Annotated in this window: 27 protein-coding genes and 1 tRNA gene; 9 read left to right on the forward strand and 19 right to left on the reverse strand. The window is 29.5% G+C overall.

What is annotated here, in order from left to right; translation table 11 throughout:
- Nucleotides 1-32 precede the first annotated feature (32 nt).
- Nucleotides 33-1,022 (forward strand): porphobilinogen synthase, encoded by a 990-nt coding sequence (gene hemB, locus ABXT47_RS03250; protein WP_415309302.1) that lies wholly within the window; start codon nt 33-35, stop codon nt 1,020-1,022.
- On the opposite strand, the gene recO is transcribed toward hemB, so the two are convergent.
- The 10 genes from recO to dapA are packed head-to-tail and all read right to left on the reverse strand — an operon-like array spanning nt 1,023 to nt 8,363.
- Complete coding sequence (recO, locus tag ABXT47_RS03255) at nt 1,023-1,703, reverse strand: DNA repair protein RecO (RefSeq protein WP_415309303.1); 681 nt, start codon at nt 1,701-1,703, stop codon at nt 1,023-1,025.
- A complete protein-coding gene (rnc, locus tag ABXT47_RS03260) occupies nt 1,700-2,368 on the reverse strand; it encodes a ribonuclease III (RefSeq protein WP_415309304.1) in 669 nt (222 codons plus the stop codon). The genes recO and rnc overlap by 4 nt, the downstream gene beginning before the upstream one ends.
- Nucleotides 2,368-3,102 (reverse strand): signal peptidase I, encoded by a 735-nt coding sequence (lepB, locus tag ABXT47_RS03265; RefSeq protein WP_415309305.1) that lies wholly within the window; start codon nt 3,100-3,102, stop codon nt 2,368-2,370. Before lepB ends, rnc begins: the two co-directional genes overlap by 1 nt.
- The gene (gene acpS, locus ABXT47_RS03270) at nt 3,099-3,485 is read right to left on the reverse strand and encodes a holo-ACP synthase (RefSeq protein WP_415309306.1); all 387 of its coding nucleotides are present in this window, start codon (nt 3,483-3,485) and stop codon (nt 3,099-3,101) included. Before acpS ends, lepB begins: the two co-directional genes overlap by 4 nt.
- A 2-nt stretch (nt 3,486-3,487) precedes the next feature.
- Nucleotides 3,488-4,207 carry a pyridoxine 5'-phosphate synthase gene (locus tag ABXT47_RS03275; RefSeq protein WP_415309307.1) on the reverse strand — a complete coding sequence of 240 codons (720 nt, stop codon included), beginning with the start codon at nt 4,205-4,207 and terminating at the stop codon, nt 3,488-3,490.
- Complete coding sequence (pyrE, locus tag ABXT47_RS03280) at nt 4,204-4,791, reverse strand: orotate phosphoribosyltransferase (protein ID WP_415309308.1); 588 nt, start codon at nt 4,789-4,791, stop codon at nt 4,204-4,206. The genes ABXT47_RS03275 and pyrE overlap by 4 nt, the downstream gene beginning before the upstream one ends.
- Complete coding sequence (locus ABXT47_RS03285) at nt 4,748-6,505, reverse strand: bifunctional (p)ppGpp synthetase/guanosine-3',5'-bis(diphosphate) 3'-pyrophosphohydrolase (protein WP_415309309.1); 1,758 nt, start codon at nt 6,503-6,505, stop codon at nt 4,748-4,750. Before ABXT47_RS03285 ends, pyrE begins: the two co-directional genes overlap by 44 nt.
- A gap of 19 nt (nt 6,506-6,524) precedes the next feature.
- Complete coding sequence (gene folK / locus ABXT47_RS03290; RefSeq protein ID WP_415309310.1) at nt 6,525-7,046, reverse strand: 2-amino-4-hydroxy-6-hydroxymethyldihydropteridine diphosphokinase; 522 nt, start codon at nt 7,044-7,046, stop codon at nt 6,525-6,527.
- Nucleotides 7,012-7,482: an SsrA-binding protein SmpB gene (smpB, locus tag ABXT47_RS03295; RefSeq protein WP_415309311.1), complete on the reverse strand. Its 471-nt coding sequence runs from the start codon at nt 7,480-7,482 to the stop codon at nt 7,012-7,014. Before smpB ends, folK begins: the two co-directional genes overlap by 35 nt.
- Nucleotides 7,482-8,363 carry a 4-hydroxy-tetrahydrodipicolinate synthase gene (gene dapA / locus ABXT47_RS03300; protein WP_415309312.1) on the reverse strand — a complete coding sequence of 294 codons (882 nt, stop codon included), beginning with the start codon at nt 8,361-8,363 and terminating at the stop codon, nt 7,482-7,484. Before dapA ends, smpB begins: the two co-directional genes overlap by 1 nt.
- A gap of 41 nt (nt 8,364-8,404) precedes the next feature.
- Between dapA and ABXT47_RS03305 the strand changes: the two genes are divergently transcribed.
- Nucleotides 8,405-10,618: a lytic transglycosylase domain-containing protein gene (locus ABXT47_RS03305; protein WP_415309313.1), complete on the forward strand. Its 2,214-nt coding sequence runs from the start codon at nt 8,405-8,407 to the stop codon at nt 10,616-10,618.
- Here the strand turns inward: ABXT47_RS03305 and ABXT47_RS03310 are convergent.
- Nucleotides 10,619-10,710, reverse strand: a tRNA-Ser gene (locus tag ABXT47_RS03310).
- 68 nt (nt 10,711-10,778) lie between these two features.
- Between ABXT47_RS03310 and ABXT47_RS03315 the strand changes: the two genes are divergently transcribed.
- The 7 genes from ABXT47_RS03315 to ABXT47_RS03345 are packed head-to-tail and all read left to right on the forward strand — an operon-like array spanning nt 10,779 to nt 17,717.
- A complete protein-coding gene (locus ABXT47_RS03315; protein ID WP_415309314.1) occupies nt 10,779-12,032 on the forward strand; it encodes a sarcosine oxidase subunit beta family protein in 1,254 nt (417 codons plus the stop codon).
- Complete coding sequence (locus ABXT47_RS03320) at nt 12,032-12,307, forward strand: sarcosine oxidase subunit delta (protein ID WP_415309315.1); 276 nt, start codon at nt 12,032-12,034, stop codon at nt 12,305-12,307. Before ABXT47_RS03315 ends, ABXT47_RS03320 begins: the two co-directional genes overlap by 1 nt.
- A gap of 3 nt (nt 12,308-12,310) precedes the next feature.
- On the forward strand, nt 12,311-15,319 hold the full coding sequence (locus tag ABXT47_RS03325; RefSeq protein ID WP_415309316.1) for a sarcosine oxidase subunit alpha family protein: 3,009 nt from the start codon (nt 12,311-12,313) through the stop codon (nt 15,317-15,319).
- On the forward strand, nt 15,312-15,875 hold the full coding sequence (locus ABXT47_RS03330) for a sarcosine oxidase subunit gamma (protein ID WP_415309317.1): 564 nt from the start codon (nt 15,312-15,314) through the stop codon (nt 15,873-15,875). The genes ABXT47_RS03325 and ABXT47_RS03330 overlap by 8 nt, the downstream gene beginning before the upstream one ends.
- A gap of 36 nt (nt 15,876-15,911) precedes the next feature.
- Complete coding sequence (locus ABXT47_RS03335; RefSeq protein ID WP_415309318.1) at nt 15,912-16,679, forward strand: ABC transporter substrate-binding protein; 768 nt, start codon at nt 15,912-15,914, stop codon at nt 16,677-16,679.
- A 40-nt stretch (nt 16,680-16,719) separates the two neighbouring features.
- Nucleotides 16,720-17,460 (forward strand): amino acid ABC transporter permease, encoded by a 741-nt coding sequence (locus ABXT47_RS03340; RefSeq protein WP_415309319.1) that lies wholly within the window; start codon nt 16,720-16,722, stop codon nt 17,458-17,460.
- Nucleotides 17,460-17,717, forward strand: a complete 258-nt coding sequence (locus ABXT47_RS03345; protein ID WP_415309320.1) for a GNAT family N-acetyltransferase — start codon at nt 17,460-17,462, stop codon at nt 17,715-17,717. The genes ABXT47_RS03340 and ABXT47_RS03345 overlap by 1 nt, the downstream gene beginning before the upstream one ends.
- Here ABXT47_RS03345 and ABXT47_RS03350 read toward each other — a convergent pair.
- Genes ABXT47_RS03350 through gatC form a run of 8 tightly spaced genes read right to left on the reverse strand, consistent with a single transcriptional unit; the run spans nt 17,714 to nt 25,081 of the window.
- Complete coding sequence (locus ABXT47_RS03350) at nt 17,714-18,436, reverse strand: class I SAM-dependent methyltransferase (protein WP_415309321.1); 723 nt, start codon at nt 18,434-18,436, stop codon at nt 17,714-17,716. The two genes, ABXT47_RS03345 and ABXT47_RS03350, sit on opposite strands and share 4 nt — an antisense overlap.
- 7 nt (nt 18,437-18,443) lie before the next feature.
- Nucleotides 18,444-18,923: a thermonuclease family protein gene (locus ABXT47_RS03355; protein WP_415309322.1), complete on the reverse strand. Its 480-nt coding sequence runs from the start codon at nt 18,921-18,923 to the stop codon at nt 18,444-18,446.
- A complete protein-coding gene (locus ABXT47_RS03360) occupies nt 18,886-20,256 on the reverse strand; it encodes an MATE family efflux transporter (protein ID WP_415309323.1) in 1,371 nt (456 codons plus the stop codon). The genes ABXT47_RS03355 and ABXT47_RS03360 overlap by 38 nt, the downstream gene beginning before the upstream one ends.
- A gap of 9 nt (nt 20,257-20,265) precedes the next feature.
- Nucleotides 20,266-21,171, reverse strand: a complete 906-nt coding sequence (locus ABXT47_RS03365; RefSeq protein WP_415309324.1) for a rhodanese-related sulfurtransferase — start codon at nt 21,169-21,171, stop codon at nt 20,266-20,268.
- Nucleotides 21,171-21,821 (reverse strand): O-methyltransferase, encoded by a 651-nt coding sequence (locus tag ABXT47_RS03370; protein ID WP_415309325.1) that lies wholly within the window; start codon nt 21,819-21,821, stop codon nt 21,171-21,173. The genes ABXT47_RS03365 and ABXT47_RS03370 overlap by 1 nt, the downstream gene beginning before the upstream one ends.
- A 39-nt stretch (nt 21,822-21,860) precedes the next feature.
- Nucleotides 21,861-23,336 (reverse strand): Asp-tRNA(Asn)/Glu-tRNA(Gln) amidotransferase subunit GatB, encoded by a 1,476-nt coding sequence (gene gatB, locus ABXT47_RS03375; protein WP_415309326.1) that lies wholly within the window; start codon nt 23,334-23,336, stop codon nt 21,861-21,863.
- On the reverse strand, nt 23,337-24,794 hold the full coding sequence (gene gatA / locus ABXT47_RS03380) for an Asp-tRNA(Asn)/Glu-tRNA(Gln) amidotransferase subunit GatA (protein WP_415309327.1): 1,458 nt from the start codon (nt 24,792-24,794) through the stop codon (nt 23,337-23,339). It abuts the gene before it with no gap.
- Complete coding sequence (gene gatC / locus ABXT47_RS03385; protein WP_415309328.1) at nt 24,794-25,081, reverse strand: Asp-tRNA(Asn)/Glu-tRNA(Gln) amidotransferase subunit GatC; 288 nt, start codon at nt 25,079-25,081, stop codon at nt 24,794-24,796. The genes gatA and gatC overlap by 1 nt, the downstream gene beginning before the upstream one ends.
- Nucleotides 25,082-25,124: the final 43 nt, after the last annotated feature.

Genomic DNA, 25,124 nt, shown 5'->3' on the forward strand with positions numbered 1-25,124 from the left:
ACATTTGTCGCATTTTAAAAATATATTTAAACATGATTACAGGAAATTATCCAAATTTAAGGCTTAGACGCAGTCGTAAAAACGATTGGTCTAGAAGGTTAATTCAAGAAAATAGCCTTTCATCTAGTGATTTTATATTACCTATATTCTTAATTGATGGAAAAAATATAAAACAATCCATTAAAACAATGCCTGACGTTTATAGATACACAATAGATAAACTTGGAGTTATTATTGATAAAGCAATCAAGAATAAAATACCTATGGTTGCATTATTTCCGAATACAAATAAAACAAAAAAAAATCATATTGGAACTGAAGCTTTAAATGATGACAATCTTGTTTGTAAAGCCATTCATTATATTAAAAAAAGATATAAAAATGAAATTGGTATTATGTGTGATGTAGCTTTAGATCCTTATACTTCTCATGGTCATGATGGTTTAATAAAATCAGGTTATGTATTAAATGATGAAACTATTGAAATCTTGATAAATCAATCATTGTTACAAGCAGAAATTGGTTGTGATGTTTTAGCTCCATCAGACATGATGGATGGAAGAATTGGTAAAATAAGAAAAGCTTTAGATAAAGAAGGTCACGAAATGGTTCAGATACTTTCTTATGCAGTAAAATATGCATCAAGTTTTTATGGTCCATTCAGAGATGCAGTTGGTTCAAAAAATTTACTAAAAGGTGATAAGAAAAATTACCAAATGGACTTTAGAAACAGTGATGAAGCGATAAGAGAGGTAGCTCTAGATATTAAAGAAGGAGCTGATATGGTTATGGTTAAACCTGGAATGCCTTATCTAGACATAATTAAAATAGTTAAAGATAATTTTAAAATTCCTGTTCTAGCCTATCAAGTCTCAGGTGAATACAGTCTATTAAGTAATAGTATAAAAAAAGGGCTGATAGATAAAAATGCAGTATTAGAGAGTTTGATTTCATTTAAAAGAGCTGGGGCAAACGCTATAGTAAGCTATTATGCTGATAGAATTAACGATTTAATCAAATAATTATTTTAAAAGATTAATAAAATGAGTCCTAGAAATTGGAAGGTTTAGATTATTTGGTTTTAGAATACTTTTTTCAAGGTAATCACTAACAAGTTTTAAACCTTTGAGTAAATTTTTTAAATTAACATCTAGATTATTTTCATCTATTAAAAAATTTGGAATAATTTTTTTTTCAGTCGATGATTTAACAAAATAATTGATTTCACTATCAACAATCTCTTTTTCTACCATATTTTTTAATTCTAAATCATATCCTAATAATTTTAAAAGTTCTAACTCCCAGAAAATATATTTTTGTATCCAATTATCATAAGTTAATATTTCAAAAAATTTATCAATTAATTTAAAAATTTCTTTATTAGACTGAGCTTCAGCAGTAAGAAGCTTTATAAGATGCATTGCTGAGGTAATACATGATAGTTTTTGATTTTCGTCAAAATAGAGTGGAGTTAAGGCTTTTAGAATTTCTATTTTAAAATAACCAATTCTAGTAACATTTTTAGATTTATAGTTTACATAAATTTTATTACCAATTTGTAAATAGTTTTTGATTTTCTTTGATGTACCACCAAAAATTATTCCTGAAATTTTTCCATGGTTTTCTGTAAAAACTTCAGCAATTATTGAATTTTCACTGTATCTATTTTTGGAAACTAAATAAGCGCTATCATCCCAATTCATTTTTTAAAAACATCCTCAATGCATAAATAAGCAGCATTCTGTTCTGCGTCTTTTTTAGAAAATCCTTCTGCTGTGAAAAATTTAGTATTTTTTAGTTTAACAGCAATTTTAAAGAGTGGTTTATGTCGAGGGCCAGTATTAGATATTAGCTTATAAATAGGCAAGACTTTAAAAATCTTAAGCGAGTACTCTTGAAGTTTTGTCTTTGCGTCAATTTGGGTTACAACACTTGCTGTAATATGCTCACTCCATAAATTGAGAATAAATTTTTCAGTGAAATTTAAACCTTTGTCAAGGTAGATCGCTCCAATTAAAGCTTCTAAACAGTCCGCTATTATTTTATCTTCAATTTCAATTTTTTTATTCTTAGGGTTTAAAACTAAAATATATTTCTCTAGTTCAATTTTTTTAGCAATTTCTAGGCATCTTTTTTTATTTACTAATGAAGCAAATTTTTTATCTAGCACCCCTTCTCTTTCTTCTGGATAGAGTTCTAATAATTTTTTTGCGATAATAAGACCTAAAACTCTATCTCCTAAAAATTCAATTTTTTCATTATTGTTTAATGAGTCAAAGCTTTTATGTGTTAAGCTTTTAATGAAAATTTTTTGATCTGAAAACTTTAATTTTAATTTCTTTTCTAATGTTGTGGGATTAATTTTCATTAAATAATTTTCTTAAAAAACCTGTCAAATCTAATTGTCTTATGCCATTTCCAAAAAGAAAAGATATTTCCAATTCTAAAATCAGATGAAAAAAAAATGAATTGAGCTTTGCCGACTAAATTATCTTCATGAACATAACCGACACTAGTCAGGTATCTACTATCTTTAGAGCAGTCTCTGTTGTCACCTAAAAAAAAATAGTGTTTAGAAGGAACTATAAAATTATCAGAATTTTGAAAACTATAATTTTTTAAATATACACTATTATGTGTTTTGCCATTTGGAAGTTTTTCCTCAAATGTATTAACGTCTATAATTTGTTTTCCACAATAAATTTTATCATTTTGAGAAATTATAGATTTGAATATTTGATTATTGTTTACAAATAGATCACCGTTAATGAATTGAATATTATCACCTGGTAGACCAATTAATCTTTTAATATAATCTGTCCTATTATCAGCTGGTGTTTTAAAAACAATAACATCACCAACCATAGGTTTCTTAGAAAATAGTCTTCCATTTATTATTGGTGGGCTAAAAGGGAAAGAATGTTTGCTGTAACCATAAGAATATTTCGTAACAAACAATCTATCACCAATTAAAAGTGTTGGCTCCATTGATGACGAGGGAATATAGAAAGGTTGAATAAAAAGAGATCTGATAACAATAGCTATTACTAAAGCATAAAAAATTGTCTTAACATTATCAATTATAATATTTTTGGTTATCATTTTTTTTGTAAAATTACGTAGGCTATAGAATATTTTTTTTCATCTGAAATTGACAGAAATAAATCAAAGGATGCTATCTTAAATTGCTTTTTAATAATTTTTTTAATTTTATCGGTGACTACAAATGAGGGTTTTCCTAATTTATCATTACTTATAGTTATATCTTTAAAATTCAAATTACCCCTAAAACCTGTTCCAATTGCTTTAGAAAATGCTTCCTTAGCAGCAAATCTTTTAGAATAGTAAGATTTTTTATTTGTTATATTTTTGGCTAACAATATTTCTGAACTAGAAAAAACTCTTTTAATAAAACTAACATTTTTTAAAGATTTATGTATTCTAATATTTTCTACTATATCGACACCGATGCCAAGAATTTTCATATCTATTTATTGATTATTTTTTTAAATGCCTTAATAGTGTTTTTTAAACCATGAGTGAGTGACTCACCAATTATAAAATGACCAATATTAAATTCTGTAATTTCTTTAATTTTACTTAGTATAGCAGTAGTTTTATAGTCAAGACCATGGCCAGCATGAACCTCAATTCCAAATTTAACACCAAGTTCTGAACATTTCTTAATTCTTAAATATTCATTTTTATAATTTTTATTATCTTTTACTAAATTAGAAATTTTCCCGGTATGTAATTCAACACAAGAAGAATTTAATTCTTTTGCAATTTTTATATCTTTTAAAGTTGGGTCTACAAATAAACTTGTTCTAATATTTTTCTTATTAAATAATGATATTATTTCTTTTATTTTTTTTTTATTTTTTATTAGGTTTAATCCGCCTTCTGTTGTTATTTCCTTTCTTTTTTCTGGAACTATGCAAATAAAATTAGGTTTATTTTTTAATGCTATATTTATTATTTCTTTGTTTAGGGAAATTTCTAGATTAGTGATTATTTTTTTATTTTTACAAATTTTAATGACATCAATATCTTTTATATGTCTTCTGTCTTCTCTCAAATGTATAGTTACTGAATGAGCTCCACATTTAGTTACATGCTTAGCAATGGTTAACGGATCTGGGTGGAAAGACCCTCTTGCATTTCTTATTGTAGCAACATGATCAATATTAATACCTAGTCTTTTCATTTAATAAATCTACTTCCAGGAACTGTAATCGGAGTATTTTTAAGACTTTCTGGAAGGTTATTTTTCTTAAATGTCGGAACGTCTATTTTCATGTGTGAAATAATATTCCTTTTTATCTTTAGTGATTTCTTGGTTGATCTATCAATAATCGAGGCAAAGCCGATAAGTTTTGCACCTGGCTTTGTTATCAACTTAACGCATTCTAAGCTTGATTTGCCTGTTGTTATAACATCTTCAATTATTAAAACTTTTGATCCTTTTTTTATATGAAACCCACGTCTTAAGACAAATTTACCATTAACTCTTTCACAAAATATTGTCTCTTTTTTTAGAAGTTTACCAATTTCATAACCAATAATAACGCCCCCCATTGCAGGGGCTAAAATTAAATCTATAGATTTAAATTTTTTTTTAATTTTTTTTGCTAATGAATTACAAATATCATGAGCTAAATGTGGAAAGCTTAAAAGTTTAGCACACTGAATATATTTAGGTGAATGCAACCCCGAAGAAAGAATAAAATGACCTTCTAAAAGTGCGTTAGTTTTTTTTAAAATATTTAAAGATTTTTCGTGTGAAAGCATTACGTTCCTTTAACCAGTTATCCTCGTGTCTAATGATTTTAAATTTAATTTCCTTTTGTTTTAACTCACTAATAAAATTTGTAAAGTTCTTCAAATCTTTTATAATAAGATTGAATTTAAAATTAATATATTCTTTAGACTTTTCCTTCATTTCAACGCTCGAGATGTTTAAACTATGGCTACCAAGTAAAGTTGTTATCTCTCCTAGTTTTCCTGGTTTATCGGGTAAAGAAATCCATAACGTAGTATTGTATTTTTTAATTCTTTGAGCTTTTTCTTCTCCTTTTTTATACCAATACTTTCTAATTGCTGATCTTGCTTTTCCAGTTTTTGTAACAGGTATCCAGTGCAATGAAGGTGATTTATTTTTAGAAGTTATAATATCCACAACATCTCCATTATAAAGTATACTTTGTAACTCACTATCGTTACCATTAATCTTACAGGCTATAGTGCTATTACCTATTTTAGTATGCACAGCATATGCAAAATCAATTGGCGTTGCGTCCTTTGGTAATTTAATTACAGATCCTTTTGGAGTGAAACAAAAAACATTTTCCTGAAACATTTGTAGCTTGGTATACTCATAAGAGTGTTCTGGGTTTTCATTCTTATCAATAATCTCAACTAAATCGGCAAGCCAATCATATTCTTTCCACGTTAATAAATTAAATTTTTCGGAAGATTTATATTTCCAATGTGATGCTATGCCTCTTTCAGCATACTCATGCATTTGTAATGTTCTAAGCTGTATTTCAATTGGTCTTCTATTAGGTCCTATAATTGAAGTATGTAATGATTGATATTTATTAATCTTAGGCGACGAAATATAATCTTTAAATTTTCCAGGTATACAATTCCACTCTTTGTGAAATATACCAAGAGCTTTATAACAATCTTCAACACTATCAAGTATTATTCTAAATCCAATGATATCTGAAATTTGCTCTAGTGATATTCTTTTTTTTTGAACTTTTCTCCATATAGAAAAAGGAGTTTTTTCTCGACCAATAATTTCAGCATTTATTTTGTGTTCATTTAACAATCCACTGAATTGCAATGAAATTGAGTTAAAGCTATTTACTTTATCATCTTTAATTTCATCTAACCTTTTTTTTATAAGTTCTCTTGCGTTATTATTTAGAACTTTAAAAGATAAATCTTCTAACTCATCTCTAATTCTGTGCATACCCATTCTGTCAGCTAATGGTGCATAGATTTCCATAGTTTCTTTTGCAATACGCTCTTTTTTTTCAATTTTTGAAATGGCATCAATTGTTCTCATGTTATGCAATCTATCAGCGATCTTAACTAACAGCACTCTAATATCTTTTGAGGTTGCTAAAATTAATTTTCTAAAATTTTCTGCTTTTGAAGTTGATGTAATCTGATTTTCAAAAACTGATATTTTTGTTACACCATCCACTAAGTCAGCAACTTCTTGGCCGAATTCTTTCTTAATAGTATCATAAGTAGCATGTGTATCTTCGATGGTATCATGAAGTAGTCCAGTTGCTATGGTTGCACTATCGAGCTTTAGTTCTGTTAATATACTGGCTACAGCTATCGGATGATTTGAATATGGGTCGCCAGAATCACGTTTTTGATTTTTGTGTGCTTTAATTGCAAAATCATAAGCTTTATTTAATTTTTCTGGATTTAAAAATTTATTATATAATTTAACTTTTTTTATTAATTCTTCAGAATTAAGCATGTGTGATTATAACATTAATTTATATTTGTTTAATAGACCTTAAGTCTTTAACTGATAAAGAGTTGATCAAATTAACTATATTAACCTTCAATATTGGATGTTTCCATGATTTGTCTAGCTCAAAAAGTGGCAGTAATACAAAATTTCTTTTATTCATACGAGGGTGAGGCAAAATTAATTTACTATTTTTTTTGTTTAATATCTTTTTATCGTAGTCAATAATGTCAATATCACATGTTCTAGGTGTATTTTTTTTAGACCGAATCCTTCCCAGCTTTAATTCTATTAAATTACATATTCTTAATAAATCAAGTGGTTCTAGGCTAGTTTTAACTTTTATAACAATATTGATATAATCTGGCATAGATGAATCTGGCCAAGACTTTGTTATATAATTAGATGAGAGTTTTAAAATTTTAACTTTATGTTTTTCTAATTCAAATTTAGCTATTTCAATGTTGCTAATTTTATTTCCTAAATTTGATCCGATTGCTAAGTATACAAAATTAGCTGGATTTTCTAATATGTCTTGCTTTTTCACGATTCCAGTCTCTATTTTTTTTAGTTGCTCTTTTATCAAATTGTTTTTTCCCTTTAGCTACTGCTATCTCAATTTTAGCCTTACCTTTTTTAAAATACATTTTTGTTGGAACAAGTGTTAAACCGTCTTTCTGCATCTTTCCAATTAGTTTGTTGATTTCTTTTCTATTTAATAGAAGTTTTCTTTCATCCATTGGATTATGATTTGAATAGCTAGCTTGTTTAAAGGCTGCAATGTGGGAATTGATCAAAATTATTTCACCTTCTTTTTCTACAGCATATGAATCTGCTATGTTAACCTTTCCATCTCTTATAGATTTAATCTCAGATCCTTTGAGTACAATTCCTGCTTCAATTAACTCTTCAAAAAAATAGTTGAAACTTGCTTTTCTATTTAAACAGATAATTTTTAAACCAGGGTTGGTTTTCTTGTTCATTAGAGTAGATTTGCTGATACTAGAGCTTTTTTAATAACTTCTTTAGTTGATTCTGTAACCTTAACTAAAGGTAACCTAACATCATCATCACATAAGCCCAAAAGTTTTGCAGCATACTTAACTGGACTTGGATTGCTTTCTATAAACATAGAGTTATGAATCGGCTGGAGTATTTTATCTAATCTTTCTGTTTCTTGTTTTTCTTCTTCAGTATCTATTTTTGAAGATTTTTGAAAATCTGCACAAAGCTTTGGGGCTATATTTGCCGTAACACTTATTGAACCCACACCACCTCTTTTATTAAAATCTAATGCGTTGTCATCATTTCCAGTAAGTTGAATAAAATTGTTACCCATTTTATTTTTTTGCTGATTAACTCTATCAAGATCACCTGTAGCATCTTTAACACCAACAATATTTTTTAACTCAAACAACCTGGCCATTGTATCGACAGACATATCAATTACAGATCGTCCTGGAATGTTATAAATTATAATAGGTATACCAACCTTATCATTAATAGCTTTATAATGCTGATATAATCCTTCTTGAGTGGGTTTATTGTAATAAGGTGTAACTACTAAAGCTGCATCAGCACCTGCTTTTTCAGCATGTGTGGTTAATGATATAGCTTCTTTGGTTGAGTTGGATCCTGTCCCGGCGATTACAATACTTTTTCCCTTGCTTTCCTGGACACACAAATCAATAACTTTTTGATGCTCAGCATGACTTAAAGTTGGAGATTCCCCAGTAGTTCCAGCAGGAACTAGACCATTAGTTCCATTTTTAATTTGAAAATGAATAAGCTTGATATAACTATCTTCATCAAGTTTATCATTTTTAAACGGAGTTATTAAAGCAACATTTGATCCTTTGAACATAAATACTTATAACATAGTTTAGAGATTCATTTAGTAAATTTATGGTTAGAAAGATATTTTTTTTTATAAACACATTATTATTAAGTTTAATAATAACAGGAAATTTATTTGCTGCTGAAATCTCCATAATTCCTCTAAAAAAACCTATTTTAGATAAAGATGCTCAAGATGCAAAGATTTCACAAAGTATTCTTAAGCCTAAATCTAAGCCTTCTAAAAAGCTTAAAAAAACTGAAACCAAAATAGTAAAGAAAGATGTAAAAAAAATAAATTTTCTCATACCAAAAAGTAAGCCCTTAGTAGTTAAAAAGACTAAATTAATAGTTAAGACTCAGTCAAAATATTATAATCAAAAAGATTATGGTATTGCAAAAAAATCTATTCAAGCAATGCAAAAAAGTCAGTGGACGACAGCATTATCACAATCTAAAAAAGCTAAAGACAAGTCCATATATAATTTTATTCAGTGGAGACATTTATTAACCACAGGTAATCAAGCAAGTTTTTATGATTATTTAGAGTTTATCCAACGTAATGAAAATTATCCAAGAATTGGTAGAATTCGCTATTTAGCTGAACATAAGCTGTCAACAAATAAAGTTTCACCAAATAAGATTATAGCTTGGTTTAATTCTGAAGAGCCCTTAAGTGGATATGGAAAATTAATATTGGGAGAAAGCTTTATTTTAAAAGGCAATATTACTAAAGGGACTTCTTTGATTAAAGACGGATGGGTAACCGCAGAACTTAATAGAGCTGATATGAAATTTTTTAGAAAAAAATATAAGAAATATTTAAATGTGGAAGATTATATTAAACGTGCAGACTACTTAGCTTGGGAAGGTAAATTTTGGGATTTAAAAAGAATGCTAAGATATTTACCTAAAGACTATGAGTTACTTTATACAGCTAGGCAAATTTTAATGAGTAAATCTTATGGTGTTGATAATGCTATCAAAAATGTTCCAGCCAAACTTAAAAATGATGCTGGACTAAATTATGATCGACTTAAATGGAGAAGAAAAAGAGGTAGAGTAGATGATTCCTTAGAAATTATATTTAAAATTCCAAATAACAAAAATTACTTAGTTAGACCTGATAAATGGTGGAAGGAAAGAGCAATTATGGCAAGAGCTTTAATTTATAAGAAAAAATATGAGACCGCATATAAAGTTGCAAGCAAACATTCTTTAGATAAAGGTCCAGAATTTGCAGATGCTGAGTGGTTGAGTGGTTGGATTGCATTAAGTTTTTTAAATGATCCAATTTTAGCAATAGATCATTTTAATAATTTTTATCAAAATGTAAGTTATCCTATTAGTTTATCACGTGGAGCTTATTGGCTTGCGCGCTCTTATGAGAACATTGGTGATAAAGAACAATCTAAACAATGGTATACTGAAGCAACAAAATACTTATCAACTTATTATGGTCAACTAGCATTTTTAAAAACTAAACCAAATGAAAAATTTGAATTAAGTGAGCAAGCCATTGTTACTGAAGAATATAGAAAATATTTTTATAAAAAAGAATTAGTAAGAATTGTTCATCTTTTAGATGAATTAAACAAAGATAAATATACTAAAAATATATTAAGACATTTAGCAAATGATAACATTAAAAGTGGAAGTGAAATTCTAGCAGCTGAACTTGCAACAAATATATCAAGGTACGATTTTGCAATACAAATTTCAAAAATTGCCTCTTATCAAAAAAGATTTCATAATGATTTTAACTACCCGATTATAAGCACTCCTAAATACGTTAATGGAAGAAAAATACCAGAAACTGCTTTCATTCTTTCTCTTATTAGACAAGAAAGTGAGTTTGATATGAGAGCAAACAGTCACGTAGGAGCGCAAGGTTTAATGCAATTAATGCCTTACACGGCTAAACTAGTTGCTAAACAAGCAAAGCTACCTTATTCAAAATCGAGACTAACTTCTGATCCTGAATATAATATTAATTTAGGGTCTCATTATATAGCTGGTTTAATTTTGCAGTATGATGGTGCCTACCCTTTCGCTGCTGCTGCTTACAACGCTGGTCCCAAGAGAGTTAAATATTGGAAAAAAATAAATAAAAATCCTCAAAAAAAACAAATTGATTTTGTTGATTGGGTTGAATTGATTAAATTCAAAGAAACTAGAAACTATGTTCAGCGTGTTATGGAGAACTATAATGTCTATAGATATATACTGGAAAAAAAGCCTATTAAAATGAATGATTTTTTCAAAGATCAGCCCTTATTTTAATGGCGGAAGAGGAGGGATTCGAACCCTCGGTACAAGTTTCCCCGCACGGTCATTTAGCAAACGACTGGTTTCAGCCTCTCACCCACTCTTCCACTGCGATATTGATATACCCGATTGTATTGAATATTCAATATTTATAAAGTAATTCTTAATTAATATTATGAAAAATAAATATTCAGTATTTTCTTTAGTCAAAAATGCTTTTTCCTATCACGAAAATTGGCAAAAAGCCTGGAAAGATCCCACTATAAAAAAAGAATACGATGCAGTTATTATCGGTGGTGGCGGTCATGGCTTAGCGACAGCATACTATTTAGCTAAAAAACATAATATGAAAAATATTGCAGTTGTTGAAAAAAGTTGGATCGGTGGTGGTAATACTGGAAGAAATACTACAATTATAAGATCTAATTATTTATGGGATGCAAGTGCTGGTCTATATGATCATGCTTTAAAACTATGGGAAGGTTTGTCTCAAGAAATAAATTACAACGTAATGTTTAGTCAAAGAGGTGTAATGAACCTTGCTCACAATTTACAAGATATCAGGGATTTAAAAAGAAGAACACATGCTAATAGATTAAATGGTATCGATGCTGTGTATTTGAGCACTGAAGAAGTTAAAAAATTTTGCCCTATTATCAATACATCTTCTAATATTCGTTATCCAGTATTAGGTGGTACTTTACAAAGAAGAGCTGGTACTGCTAGACATGATGCTGTTGCATGGGGATATGCTCGTGGTGCTGATGAAATGGGTGTTGATATAATTCAAAATTGTGAAGTTAATGGAATTAAAAGAATTGGTGATGAGGTTGAGGGTATAGAAACAACTAAAGGATTTATAAAAACTAAAAAGATTGGTGTGGTTGCAGCTGGACACTCAAGTGTAATTGCTAATATGGCTGGGCTCAGATTGCCCTTAGAAAGTAAACCTCTTCAAGCTCTAGTCTCAGAACCAGTAAAACCAATTATTGACACTGTTGTAATGTCAAATGCAGTTCATGCTTATGTTAGCCAATCTGATAAAGGTGAACTTGTGATAGGTGCTGGTACTGATGATTATATTTCTTATTCACAAAAAGGTAGTCACGATATTGTTGAAGGAACTTTAAATGCAATTTTAGAACTTTACCCAATTTTTAGTAGAATGCGAATGCTCAGACAATGGGGTGGCATTGTAGATATTTGTCCAGATGCAAGTCCTATTATCAGCAAAACATCTGTAAAAGGTTTGTATTTTAATTGTGGTTGGGGAACAGGTGGGTTTAAAGCAACACCTGGATCAGGTGATTTATTTGCCTATACAATTGCAAATGATGAACCTCATAAATTAAATGCTGCTTTTAATTTAAATAGATTTAGTAGTGGTGACCTTGTTGATGAACATGGTGCAGCGGCGGTAGCACATTAATGTTTTTAATCACTTGTCCTTTTTGTGGTGAGCGCGAACAAAGTGAATTTAAAGCAGGTGGTGAAGCTCATATTGAAAGACCTAAACAACCTACAGAATTAAGTGACGATGAATGGGCAGAATATTTATTTATGAGAAAAAATATTAAAGGTGTTCAATTTGAAAGATGGAATCATGCTCACGGTTGCAGAAAATGGTTTAATGTAGCTAGAGACACTTCTAACGATGAAATAAAGTCAGTTTATAAAATGGGTGAAAAACCACCAACAATCTAATCTATGTCAAAAAATTTGAGAGTAAAAACTAGTAAGTTTATTGATGAAACGACAAAAGTTTCATTTAAATTTAATGGCAAAACTTATTACGGTTTTAAGGGTGATACTTTGGCCTCAGCATTACTATCTAATGACGTTCATTTAGTTGGAAGAAGCTTCAAATACCATAGACCAAGAGGAATAATGACGGCTGGTTCAGAAGAACCTAGTGCAATTGTACAAATAAATGACAACACTTCTTTAACCGAACCTAATGTTAGAGCTACTGAAATAGAGATTTATGATGGTTTAGAGGCAACAAGCCAGAATTGTTGGCCTAGTGTAAATTTTGACATTGGTGGAATAAATAATTTTATGTCTCCTATTTTACCTGCTGGTTTTTATTATAAAACATTTATGTGGCCAGCTAATTTTTGGGAAAAGTATGAGTACATTATAAGACATTCAGCAGGACTTGGGAAATCACCTACTAAGCCTGATCCGGATATTTATGAGCATAAATATATTCATTGCGATGTACTAGTTATAGGTGCGGGTATTACTGGAATTATGGCTGCAAAAACAGCTGCTAAAAATAATTTTAAAACTTTATTACTTGATGAAAAAAGTGAAATTGGTGGATCAACAATCTACCAAAATTCAGAACATATTAAGATTAATGATCAAAATTCTTCAACTTGGCTAGAAAATGAAATTAGTGAATTAGAAAAATTAGAAAACCTAGAAATTAAAACAAGAACAAGTGTTGCCGCCTATCATGGATATAATTATTTATTAGCTAGGGAAAATTTGACAGACCATCTTTCAGAGATTGAAAAAAAAAATAAAGTGAGACAAAGACTGTTAAAGATTAGAGCAAAAAAAGTAATTGTTGCTACTGGTTCTTTAGAAAGACCTCTTGTATTTGATAATAATGATAGACCTGGAATCATGCTTTCATCAGCTGTTAAAAAATATGCTGATTATTATGGTGTAGCAACTGGTCACAAAAATATTTTCTTTACAAATAATGATACGGCTTATGAAAGTGCTATTTCATTAAGCAAAAAAGGAATTAATGTTGAAGCTATTATTGATATCAGAGAACAATCAAATTCTGAATTTACTAATGAGGCTGAAAATTTAGGGATTAAAATTTATAGGTCTCATACAGTTGTAGATACTGAGGGTTATAAAAAAATAAATAAAATTACAATTATGGCATTGTCTAAAGATGGACAAGCTTTCACAAGCTCAGAAAAGATTATATTAGATTGTGATTGTTTAGCTATAGCTGGAGGGTGGACACCCGCGGTTCATTTGTTTACTCAATCAGGTGGAAAATTAAAATTTAGAGATGAAGATCAGGTTTTTATACCTAATAAATATCCATCAGATCAAATTAGCATTGGTTCTTGTAATGGTGAGTTTGAGCTTGATGATATGCTTAAGAATACATCAAAAACATTAAAAGAGTTTTTAAACATAAAAGAAACTGAGTATGATGATTTAAGTATCAAGTGTCCTAAAGATAAAGAAATTAGAAATATTTGGTTATTGCCATCTGATAAGACTCCTGGAAAAACAAAACCTTTTGTTGATTATCAGAATGATGCAACAGCAAAAGATATCAAGCTAGCACTTAGAGAAGGTTTTAGATCTATTGAGCACGTTAAGCGTTATACAACAACAGGCATGGGAACAGATCAAGGTAAACTTGGTAATATGCATGCATTGGGAATTATTGCTGAAACAGCTGGAGTTAAGATGGGAGAACTGGGTACAACAACATTTAGACCTCCTTACACACCTTTAACATTTGGAACTATTGTTGGTAGAAACGTTGGAGAATATTTTGATACATTCAGAAGAACACCGATTAACGACTGGCATATCAAAAATAATGCTGAATTTGAAAATGTAGGTCAGTGGAAAAGAGCCTGGTATTATCCAAAAAATGACGAAACCATGCATGAGGCTGTTCAAAGAGAAAGTAAAGCCGCAAGAGATAGCGCAGGTATACTGGATGCTTCAACACTTGGTAAAATTGATATTCAAGGAACTGATGCTTCAGAATTTTTAAATAGAATTTATACAAATGCTTGGTCAAAACTGGCTATAGGTAAGTGTAGATATGGTTTAATGCTTAATGAAGACGGCATGGTTTATGATGATGGTGTCACAACTAGACTTGATGAAAATCACTACATTATGACAACAACAACTGGTGGAGCTGCAAATGTATTAGGAAAACTTGAGGATTATCTTCAAACAGAGTGGCCAGAATTGGATGTCTACTTATCATCAGTCACAGATCACTATGCTACAGCAAGTGTTTGTGGTCCAAGTAGTAAAAAAATTCTAAATAAAATGATACCTGATCTTGATCTTTCAGATGAAAGTTTTCCACACATGTCCTTTAAGAATACAAAAATTGACAATATTAAATGTAGAATTATGCGTATTAGTTTTACAGGTGAACATAGTTATGAAATTAATATTCAAGCAAACTATGGTGAAGCCTTATGGAAGAAATGCATTGCAGCAGGTCAAGAGTTTAATATCACGCCTTATGGCACAGAGACGATGCACTTATTAAGAGCAGAAAAAGGGTTTATTATTGTTGGTCAAGATACAGATGGGACAATGACACCGATAGATTTACAAATGGATTGGATTGTTAGTAAAAAGAAATATGACTTTATTGGTAAAAGATCTCTTTATAGATCTGATACAATAAAGGAAGATAGGAAACAATTAGTAGGTCTTATAACAGATATTCCAACTGATGTTCTAGAAGAAGGAGCTCAGATAATTGCTAACACTAGTTTAAAACCTGTTGAAATGCTAGGTCATGTAACTTCAAGTTACTATAGTCCTAATTTAAATAAATCTATTGCACTAGCTGTAGTTAGAGGTGGTAAAAATATGCTAGGACAAAAATTATTTATTTCAATGAAAGATAAAAATATTAATGTAACTATTGTTGATCCTGTTTTTTTTGATAAAGAAAATGTGAGGTTAAATGCTTAATTATAAAACCTCTATTAAAGGTGATGTGACTTATTCTGATTTAGTCATTAAAGAAATTAAACCTATTATGAAATTAATCATAAGAGGCAAAACAAAAGATTTTATTACAACTATTGGTAAAAATCTTAATATGGTCCTACCAACAGAGTCAAATACATCTACATCAGCAGAAAAACTTACTGCATTTTGGTTAAGTCCTGATGAATGGATGCTGATATCAAATGAAACTGTGAGTGAGGACAATAATACTTATCAAGTTGAAGATGAATTAATCAAAAACATATCTAAAGTAAAATTGGGTGCAGTAACTGATGTGAGTGACCAATTTGTAATGCTGAATATAAAAGGTAGTAAAGTTTTTGATTTATTTGCCACTGGATCTCCTTTTAACTTTAATGAATTTAAAAATAAGAAAGGTTCAGTTGTTCAAACAATACTGTCGCATATTGATGTAATTATCCATCTTATGGAAATAAATGAGGTTAATTTACTTGTTAGGCGTTCTTTTTCCCAGCATTTACACTCTTGGATGAGTGATAGTGCGTCAAGGTTATAGTCTTATATTTATTAAAATTGTTGTTATAAGAGCGATATGAAAAAAATACTCCTTATAGTGCTATTAGCACTTTTACCCTTCTCTCTTAACGCAGAAACTAAGCTTGATCAAATTTTATCTTCTGGTGAGTTAAAAGTTGGAACTACAGGCGACTGGGATCCAATGACTATGAAGGATCCAGCTACTAATAAGTATGTTGGTTTTGATATTGATGTAATGAACGAATTAGCAAAGGATATGGGTGTAAAAATTACTTTTGTAGCCACTGAATGGAAAACTATTGTTTCAGGAATTACTGCAGGGAGATATGATATTTCTACAAGTGTAACTAAAACTCCAAAAAGAGCAGAAGTTGCTGGATTTACAGATACTTACTACAAGTATGGTACTGTTCCACTAATACTTAAAAAGAATTTAAAAAAATATTCAACGTGGAGCTCTTTGAATAATAAAAATGTAACTATTGCTACAACCCTAGGAACATCTCAGGAAGAAAAAGCTAAAGAGTTCTTTCCTATGTCTAAATTGCAATCAGTTGAATCTCCTGCTAGAGATTTTCAGGAAGTATTAGCTGGAAGAGCAGATGGAAATATTACAAGCTCAACAGAAGCCAATAAATTAATTGTCAAATACCCTCAATTAGCAATTGTTCCTGATGGAGAAAAAAATCCTGCCTTTTTAGCGATGATGGTTGGTAAAAATGATCAGGTTTGGAATGATTATGTTAATGCGTGGATTAAAGATAAAAAATCGTCTGGTTTCTTTAATAAACTACTCGCTAAATATAATTTAAAAAGCTTATAAAAAATTAGATATTATTCTCTAATTCATTATAACTTTAAGAGTGAAAAATTTATTTTTTTTACTTTTAATTTTACCTCTTACTTCTTGTAGTGGTCAAGATTTGGGATGGTTTATTCTATCACCCAATAGTGTTGAAGGATTAACTAACCTAAAATTTTTACTAAGTGGTTTAACAACAACTATTTATATTTCAGTAATATCTATAATCATTTCTGCAATGTTAGGGTTCATTGTTGCAATACCCTCTTTAGCTAAAAATAAATTTTTAACATACATAAACATTGGATATGTAGAAATTGTACGAGCAATACCGTTGCTTGTTTTAATTTTATGGATTTATTACGGTCTACCTATAATGACTGGATTAAGCTTCAGTCCATTTGTGTCTGGAATAATTGCACTAGCAATAAGTGAAAGTGCCTTTCAAGCAGAAATTTTTAGAGCAGGCATAAACTCAATTAAAAAGTCACAGTGGGAAGCAGGTTCATCTCTAGGTTTAACTTTTTATAAAAGATTAAGATTGGTGATCCTTCCACAAGCAATTAAAAACATCTTGCCTGCATTAGGCAATCAGTTTGTATATGTATTAAAGATGTCTTCATTAGTATCAATTATAGGTATTGGTGACCTAACAAGAAAAGCTAATGAATTAGTTGTGTCAACTTACAGACCATTAGAAATTTATACATTTTTAATCTTGGAGTATTTAATTTTGATATTGATTGTTTCATTCTTTGTAAGAAAATTAGAAAAAAAACTTGAGCAAGATGGAAATAATTAATGAATAATTTAGATAATATAAATTATGATGTTGATCTAAACGATGGTGTTATTACTTTTAAAAACATTAATACTACACTTGGTTTTGTTAGATACAATAAGACAGCTGAAGTTGAATATATCTTTGTTAATCCCATGTTTAGACGCCAAGGACTTGCTAAAAAACTATTAAGTATTGTTGAGGAAAAAACTAAAATCAAACCTACACCTCAAGACCCAATCAGTCCTTTGGGTGAAAAACTATTCAATATTAGTTAACTTTTTTTTGTATGCTTATATTTTATACAAATCAAAATATCCTTAAATAATATCTTATTTGGAAAAATATCTTTTATTTCATTAATGCCTTTAATGATTTGAGATTTACTTAGATTAACAAGGCATGAGATGTATTTTTGTTTTAACATTTGAGTATATTTATTTTTAGTTATTAAAACTTTAAACTTAAATTTATCAATTTTATTACCTTTTAACATTTTACTAGCTGATTTAAGCATTCTCGAATCTCTCTTTAACCCTCTATTAAGTTTTTGTTTCATTAATTTAAAACAGGGGATTTCATTATTCAAAGTATTCAAAGAGAATATAAGTAAAACACCATTTTTCTTTAAATTATTTTTACAAGCTTTTATTAGTTTTGATCTTTGGTCTTGATTAAAAAAATGAAGTGTTTGTTTAATCATTATTAAATCAAATTTATTTTGATTATTTTTAAAAAATTTAAATACATTCAGGTTTTTAAAATCTATTGATCTATCTACATCTTTATGTTGCACAGAGTCTATTCCAATTGGTCTATTAGTTAACTTCAACTTTCTAGATAAAGAGCCAAAAATTTTTCCCCTGCCACATCCTATATCTAATATTCTTGAGTTTTTATTGAGTTTTTTTTTCTTTAGTAAAAAAAAATTAAAAGAACTTATATAAGCACTAGATGATAACCATGTTTTGTTATCCCAATTTTTTAACACTTTCATAATAATCTTAATTATTTTTTCTAAAGTCCCAAGGATAGTCAAACTCCATAGACCACATGCCTATTTTATTGATTCTTGCATAATCTTCATCAGGTATAAATTTTTTTGAATATCTTCTGTAGGCAAATGCATAACCACTTCTAACAAGGTAACTTGATAGACTTTCATTATTAACAAAACATTCTGCTAGTGTTCTTTTGTATTGATCTTTTCCCTCACTAATACATTCAACATTATTATTTCCAATTTTATCAATAAGAATTTGTTTTGCCGTAACACCACAAAGATCTTTAATACCTTCTTTAAGACAGTTTTGTTTCAATTCAGGTGTATCTATTCCGGTAAATCTAATTTTTTCTCCATTAAGATGAATTGTATCTCCATCAACAATTTTAATTGTTTGAGATTTGACCTGGTTAATAGTTAAAATAGATATTAGTGTTGAGACACTAATAAGAAAAATGGCTTTTCTTTTGTTTAAAAACATTATTTAAAAAGTATCCAATAAAGATGATTACTGCAATACCCATAAACCAATTGGTTGCCATGATGGTGTAAAAAATATCTGCGTAATCTCCACCTCTAATATTAATTACATACCATAATAATAAGAAAGGAAATGCGGTTAATCTTAGAACGCTTAAGTAAAGACTATAAATCGGTTTTTTAAGTGCTTGAAAAACTGCTGTTGTAATAAAAAACACAGGATAAATAGGAGCTATTAATGCAGCAACTTTTAAATATATTGCACCATGATAAATAGCTTCTGCATTATCTGTAAATTGAGATACAAAAAATTCTGCACCAAAGAATAGAATCACGCCAGCTAAGGCCATAAAAGAAGATCCAAAAAATAACGCTTTAGTATAAAGTTCTCTAATACGGTTATAATTTTTAGCACCAAAGTTTTGCCCACCAATAGAAAGTACTGCTGTATTTAAACCAATTACTGGTAGTAAAAAAACTTGTTCAACTCTTAAAGCTGCACCATAACCTGCTGTTGCGAGATCACCAAATTGTCCAATAAAATATAAAATATTAAAAATACCTACACCGATAAACAACATGCTAATCATTATTGGCATTGCTTGTGAGAACAATTCCTTAAGAAGATTAAATTTAGGAATAAAACATTTAATAGATAAATACTTTCTTAATTTACATGAGTTAATTTTGTAAGCTAAATAAATAGTACCAATAGATTGAGCAATAACAGTTGCTATCGCTAGACCACCTATACCGTAGGCTGGAACAATTCCGTATCCCCAGATAAATAATGGATTTAAAAAAATATTTAAAAAGAAACTAAAGATAAGAACATTTCTATAACTTTTAGTATCACCCTGTGCATTCAAAGCTCCATTTAAAGAGATTTGAATCATAACTATAAATGTTCCATAAAATATTATATCCAAGTATTCTCTAGTTAAAGCAATACCAGCAACATCTGATCCCATAACACCCAAGAGAAAATCAGAAGCATTTAATCCAAATAAAGTAACAACAATTGAGGTGACTAATGCAAAAATTATTGATTGAGCAATAAATAGTGATGCTTTATTAATTTTTTTAGCACCTAATAAATTACCAATACAAGAGTTCGTTGCAGCACCAATGCCAACACCAACAGCAATGATGACAAAATAAATTGGAAAAGATTTTGCTATTGCACTTATAGCTTCTGCAGAAATTCTACCTGCAAACCATGTATCAACTAAATTATAGAATGTTTGAAACAAAGAACCAACACTAGCAGGGATAGTTACCTTTTTAAGTAGTGACCAAATTGGATCTCTGGTTAAATTTATGGCTTTTGACAATTGTTTTTCCTATTTAAATTCTTTTTGAAATATATGCTTTGAACTACTCTTTTTAGCAAGGTTTATTTGCTTTTGTCTCATTCGAAATCTCTCTTTTTGAGTTTGAGTTAAATTATCATGACAGTTTACGCATGAAACACCCTCCTCATATTTTTTAGACTTCTTATCTTTGGGTGAGACAGGTTTTCTACATCCACTACACATTGAGTATGTACCAGTTATCAATCCATGTTTAACACTGATTCTGTTGTCAAAAACAAAGCATTCGCCATTCCATAGACTTTCTTTTTTCTTAACATTTTTTAAGTAATTTAAAATTCCACCTTTTAATTGATAAACATTTTTAAAGCCTTTTTTTTCTAAAAACACTGAAGCTTTCTCACATCTTATTCCACCAGTACAAAACATTGCAATTGGTTTTGTTTTTTTTAGTTTATTTAAGTATTTTGGAAATTCTCTAAAATTATCAACATCAGGATTAATTGATGTTTTAAAGGTACCTACATTATACTCAAATGGTTTTCTTGAATCTAAAACTAATGTCTCTTTATCATTAATCAATTTATTCCACTTTTTAGGATCAACATGATTATCTTTTTTATTTTTTGATGATAAAGAAAGACCCATAGGGACTACTTCTTTTTTAATTTTAACTCTTAGTTTGTGAAACGGTTGAAATTTACTTTTAGAAATATTTTCACTATCAAATTTTTTAAAATCTAATATTTTTTTAATCTTTGTGATAGTTGATTTTAGATTGGAAGCTTTTCCTGAGATTGTTGCATTAACTCCTTCATTGGCTATGATTATTGTTCCTCGGATATCTTTTTTAATTAAAAAATCCTGAAGTAAAACCTTATTTTTTTTCAAAGAAGTAAGTTTTTTAAATTTGTAAAAACCAGAAACATCGAACATTATAAAACTCTACAAACAGTCATTCCATCACCTAAAGGTATAATGATTTGTTCCACTCTTTTATCATTCGCAACATATGTATTAAAATCTCTGATATTAACTGTGAATTTATCTAAACTATCTTCATCAGCAACTTCACCATGCCACAAAACATTGTCCACAATAATCAATCCACCTTTATCCAATAACTTCAGTGATCTTTCGTAATATTCTTTATAATTCATTTTATCAGCATCAATAAAAACCATATCAAATTTACTATTCTTTAATTCATCCAAACTGTCTAATGCTGGTTTAACAATTGTTTGAATTTTATTATCCAGATTAGCTTTTTTAAAAAAACTTACTGCTACTTTGTTCGTTCCTTCATCTTTATCAAGCGCTACAAGTTTGCCATCATCCGGTAATGCTAATGCTACAGAAAGTGCACTTAACCCAGTAAAAGTACCAATCTCAAGTACATTTTTAATGTTAGAAGTTTTTATAATTAAATAAAGGAAATGACATTGGGATATCGCTACTTGCATTCTCTTAACGTCCCCAAGTGTACTATTGTAATCGATTATTTCTTGCTGAACGGGATTTAATTTTAAACTAAATTTATTTATATATTTTTCAAGTTTTTCAGTAATTTCAAGGTTCTTACCCATGATTTTTTAAGTCCTTTGTGTCTATCTATTTCAGGAATATTAAAGCTTTTTCTTTAATATCTCATTTATTAATTTAGGGTTAGCTTTACCATTTGAAGCTTTCATTGCTTGTCCTACAAAGAAACCAAACAATTTTTCTTTACCACTCTTATATTCAATAGCCTTTTCTCTATTATCATTGATAATTTTATCTATTAAAGCCTCTAATGCTTTAGGGTCGCTTTCTTGTTTTAAACCTTTTTCTTCAACAATTATTTGAGGATCTATGTCTCCATCAATCATTAACTCAAATATTGTTTTAGCTATTTTTCCTGAAATCGTTCCATTTTTAATTAAATTAATTAATTTTGCTAAATTTTTTGAACTTATAGGACATTCAGATATTTCTAAATTTTTATTATTTAAAACAGCAAATAATTCACCTGTAATCCAGTTAACCGCTAATTTCATATCTCGGTTTTTGCCCATTTTAGCAACAACTTCTTCAAAATATTTCGCTGTATCAATATCTGAAACTAGTATTGTTGCTTCATAGGGAGATACTTTAAATTCATCAATAAATCTTTTCTTTTTATCATCTGGTAATTCTGGAATATCAGTTTTTAACTTTTCAATAAATTCATCAGTTACTTCTAATGGTAATAAATCTGGATCTGGAAAATATCTATAATCATGAGCATCTTCTTTAGATCTCATAGATCTTGTTTCATTTTTTTTGGTATCAAATAATCTTGTTTCTTGATCGACTGTTTTACCTTCTTCAATTAAATCAACTTGTCTATTCGCTTCATAATCAATAGCCATTTGCATAAATTTAATTGAGTTAACATTTTTAATCTCACAACGGGTTCCAAGCTTATCAGAACCTTTAATTCTAACAGAAATATTAACATCGGCTCTTAATGAACCTTCCTGCATATTTCCATCACACGTACCAAGGTATCGCATAATAGATCTTAATTTTTTAACATAAGCACTAACTTCATCTGGAGTTCTCATATCTGGTTTACTAACAATTTCCATTAGGGCTACACCAGATCTATTTAAATCAACTAATGTATTTTGTGGGTCCATATCATGAATACTTTTTCCAGCATCTTGTTCTAAGTGTAATCTTTCTATACCAACTTCCTTTTGACCATGTGCCATATCAAGAATAACGGTGCCCTCTCCTACTATTGGATATTTAAACTGTGAAATTTGATAACCTTGTGGAAGGTCTGCATAAAAATAATTTTTTCTATCAAAAACTGATCTTTTATTAATTTGAGCCCTTAAGCCTATACCCGTTTTAATTGCTTGTTTTACACAGTACTCATTAATAACTGGAAGCATTCCTGGAAATGCTGCATCAACTAAACTTACTTGCGTATTTGGTTCAGCACCAAAAGTTGTTGATGAAGATGAAAACAATTTTGAATTTGATGTAACCTGTGCATGGACTTCAAGACCGATTACCACTTCATAAACATTATCACGTCTTTCAATTAAATATTCTGAATTATCTTTAGTCATCTATTTAATCCACCAATCAGTAATTTTATTTTTAAACTGAATTTTTTCTTCCATGGCATAAGCAATATTTAAAATACTTTGTTCATCAAAAGCTTTACCAATAATTTGTAATCCTAAAGGGTAGCCTTTAACGTCTACACCCGCAGGTATAGAAATTGCTGGTAAACCAGCCAAATTAACTGGAACTGTGAATATGTCATTTAAATACATTGAAACTGGATCGTTAGTCTTTTCACCAATTTTAAATGCTGCACTTGGTGTCGATGGAGTTAAAATTGCATCAACTTTTTTATAAGTTTCATCAAAATCATTTTTAATTAATTTTCTAACCTTTTGCGCCTTTAGATAATAAGCATCATAATAACCTGATGACAGAACATATGTTCCAATCATTATTCTTCTTTGAACTTCACTGCCAAAACCTTCAGATCTTGTTTTTTCGTACATATCAATAAGGTTTTCACCCTTAGATCTAAAACCATACTTAACGCCATCATATCTAGCTAAGTTTGAAGATGCCTCTGCTGGAGCTACTATATAATAAGTAGGTAGAGCATAATTTGTATGAGGTAGAGAGATTTCAACAATTTCAGCGCCACAATCTTTTGCATACTCAATTCCCTTAGTCCATAAATCTTCTATCTCTTTTGGCATTCCATCAACTCTATACTCTTTTGGAATTCCAATTTTCTTACCTTTAATATTGTTTGTTAATTCTTTGCTGTATTCATTTCTTTTAAAATCAATTGATGTTGAATCTTTTTCATCATAGGTGCTAATTATTTCTTGAAGTAATGCACAATCTTTAACATCTTTAGACATCGGTCCTGCTTGATCAAGTGAAGAAGCAAAAGCAACAATTCCATATCTTGAGCAACTTCCATAAGTTGGCTTTAATCCAACGGTACCTGTAAATGAAGCAGGTTGCCTAATAGAGCCACCAGTATCAGTTCCAATTGTAATAGGCGTTAAATTAGCTGCTAGAGCTGATGCAGAGCCTCCTGAAGAGCCTCCTGGAACTAAACCTTTATCTATTGGACTTTGTACATTTCCAAAAAAACTAGTTTCATTAGATGAGCCCATTGCAAATTCATCGCAATTTAACTTACCAAGTAATATTGCACCTTCATTCCAAATGTTTTGAGTAACAGTAGACTCGTATGGTGGAATAAAATTATTTAAAATTTTACTACCCGCTGTAGTTTTCACATCTTTAGTGCAAAACAAATCTTTAACTGCCATTGGAACGCCTGGAAGTTTTAAATCAAAATTAGGTTTTCGATCAAAGCTTTTAGCTTTCAAAAGTGCATTAGAAAAATCTTCTGTTATGTAAGTATTTAGATCTCTAGACTTTTCTCCTCTATTAATAAAAGCTTTAGTAGTTTCTTCAGAAGAAATTTTTTTATCTTTAATATTTTTAACTAACTCAGTTAAAGTGAGTGAAGTGATATCTGACATTATTCAACAACCCTTGGTACTACAAAAAAATCTTCATTTTCTTCTGGTGAGTTTTTTAATATTTGATCTCTTATATTTTTACTTTTAACCTGATCAGGTCTTAATTTTAATGTGGTTTCTGCAACAGAGGTTAAAGGCTCAACATTATCAGTATTGAGTTCATTCAATTTTTCAATAAAATCAAATATAGAGTTAAGATCTCCAGCTAATTTATTAGCTTTTGCATCATCAACTGAGATTCTTGATAATTTAGATATATGCTTTATTGTTTTAAGATTAATTGTCATGTGGTAATTAAATATATCGGCAAACTATCACTTAAGTAAAAAA

Origin of the sequence: Candidatus Pelagibacter sp. Uisw_099_02 (genome assembly GCF_047727625.1) — a bacterium.
Classification (GTDB): Bacteria; Pseudomonadota; Alphaproteobacteria; order Pelagibacterales; family Pelagibacteraceae; genus Pelagibacter.

Coding starts and splice junctions, on each gene's coding strand:
- ABXT47_RS03305 (WP_415309313.1), top strand. CDS start 8,405: ATGGTTAGAAAGATATTTTTTTTTATAAACACATTATTATTAAGTTTA.
- ABXT47_RS03320 (WP_415309315.1), top strand. CDS start 12,032: ATGTTTTTAATCACTTGTCCTTTTTGTGGTGAGCGCGAACAAAGTGAA.
- ABXT47_RS03365 (WP_415309324.1), bottom strand. CDS start 21,171: ATGTTCGATGTTTCTGGTTTTTACAAATTTAAAAAACTTACTTCTTTG.
- ABXT47_RS03350 (WP_415309321.1), bottom strand. CDS start 18,436: ATGAAAGTGTTAAAAAATTGGGATAACAAAACATGGTTATCATCTAGT.
- gatC (WP_415309328.1), bottom strand. CDS start 25,081: ATGACAATTAATCTTAAAACAATAAAGCATATATCTAAATTATCAAGA.
- acpS (WP_415309306.1), bottom strand. CDS start 3,485: ATGAAAATTCTTGGCATCGGTGTCGATATAGTAGAAAATATTAGAATA.
- gatA (WP_415309327.1), bottom strand. CDS start 24,794: ATGTCAGATATCACTTCACTCACTTTAACTGAGTTAGTTAAAAATATT.
- rnc (WP_415309304.1), bottom strand. CDS start 2,368: ATGAAAATTAATCCCACAACATTAGAAAAGAAATTAAAATTAAAGTTT.
- gatB (WP_415309326.1), bottom strand. CDS start 23,336: ATGACTAAAGATAATTCAGAATATTTAATTGAAAGACGTGATAATGTT.
- ABXT47_RS03275 (WP_415309307.1), bottom strand. CDS start 4,207: ATGAAAAGACTAGGTATTAATATTGATCATGTTGCTACAATAAGAAAT.
- ABXT47_RS03330 (WP_415309317.1), top strand. CDS start 15,312: ATGCTTAATTATAAAACCTCTATTAAAGGTGATGTGACTTATTCTGAT.
- smpB (WP_415309311.1), bottom strand. CDS start 7,482: ATGAACAAGAAAACCAACCCTGGTTTAAAAATTATCTGTTTAAATAGA.
- ABXT47_RS03345 (WP_415309320.1), top strand. CDS start 17,460: ATGAATAATTTAGATAATATAAATTATGATGTTGATCTAAACGATGGT.
- dapA (WP_415309312.1), bottom strand. CDS start 8,363: ATGTTCAAAGGATCAAATGTTGCTTTAATAACTCCGTTTAAAAATGAT.
- ABXT47_RS03285 (WP_415309309.1), bottom strand. CDS start 6,505: ATGCTTAATTCTGAAGAATTAATAAAAAAAGTTAAATTATATAATAAA.
- ABXT47_RS03335 (WP_415309318.1), top strand. CDS start 15,912: ATGAAAAAAATACTCCTTATAGTGCTATTAGCACTTTTACCCTTCTCT.
- pyrE (WP_415309308.1), bottom strand. CDS start 4,791: ATGCTTTCACACGAAAAATCTTTAAATATTTTAAAAAAAACTAACGCA.
- recO (WP_415309303.1), bottom strand. CDS start 1,703: ATGAATTGGGATGATAGCGCTTATTTAGTTTCCAAAAATAGATACAGT.
- hemB (WP_415309302.1), top strand. CDS start 33: ATGATTACAGGAAATTATCCAAATTTAAGGCTTAGACGCAGTCGTAAA.
- ABXT47_RS03325 (WP_415309316.1), top strand. CDS start 12,311: ATGTCAAAAAATTTGAGAGTAAAAACTAGTAAGTTTATTGATGAAACG.
- ABXT47_RS03355 (WP_415309322.1), bottom strand. CDS start 18,923: ATGTTTTTAAACAAAAGAAAAGCCATTTTTCTTATTAGTGTCTCAACA.
- ABXT47_RS03370 (WP_415309325.1), bottom strand. CDS start 21,821: ATGGGTAAGAACCTTGAAATTACTGAAAAACTTGAAAAATATATAAAT.
- lepB (WP_415309305.1), bottom strand. CDS start 3,102: ATGATAACCAAAAATATTATAATTGATAATGTTAAGACAATTTTTTAT.
- ABXT47_RS03315 (WP_415309314.1), top strand. CDS start 10,779: ATGAAAAATAAATATTCAGTATTTTCTTTAGTCAAAAATGCTTTTTCC.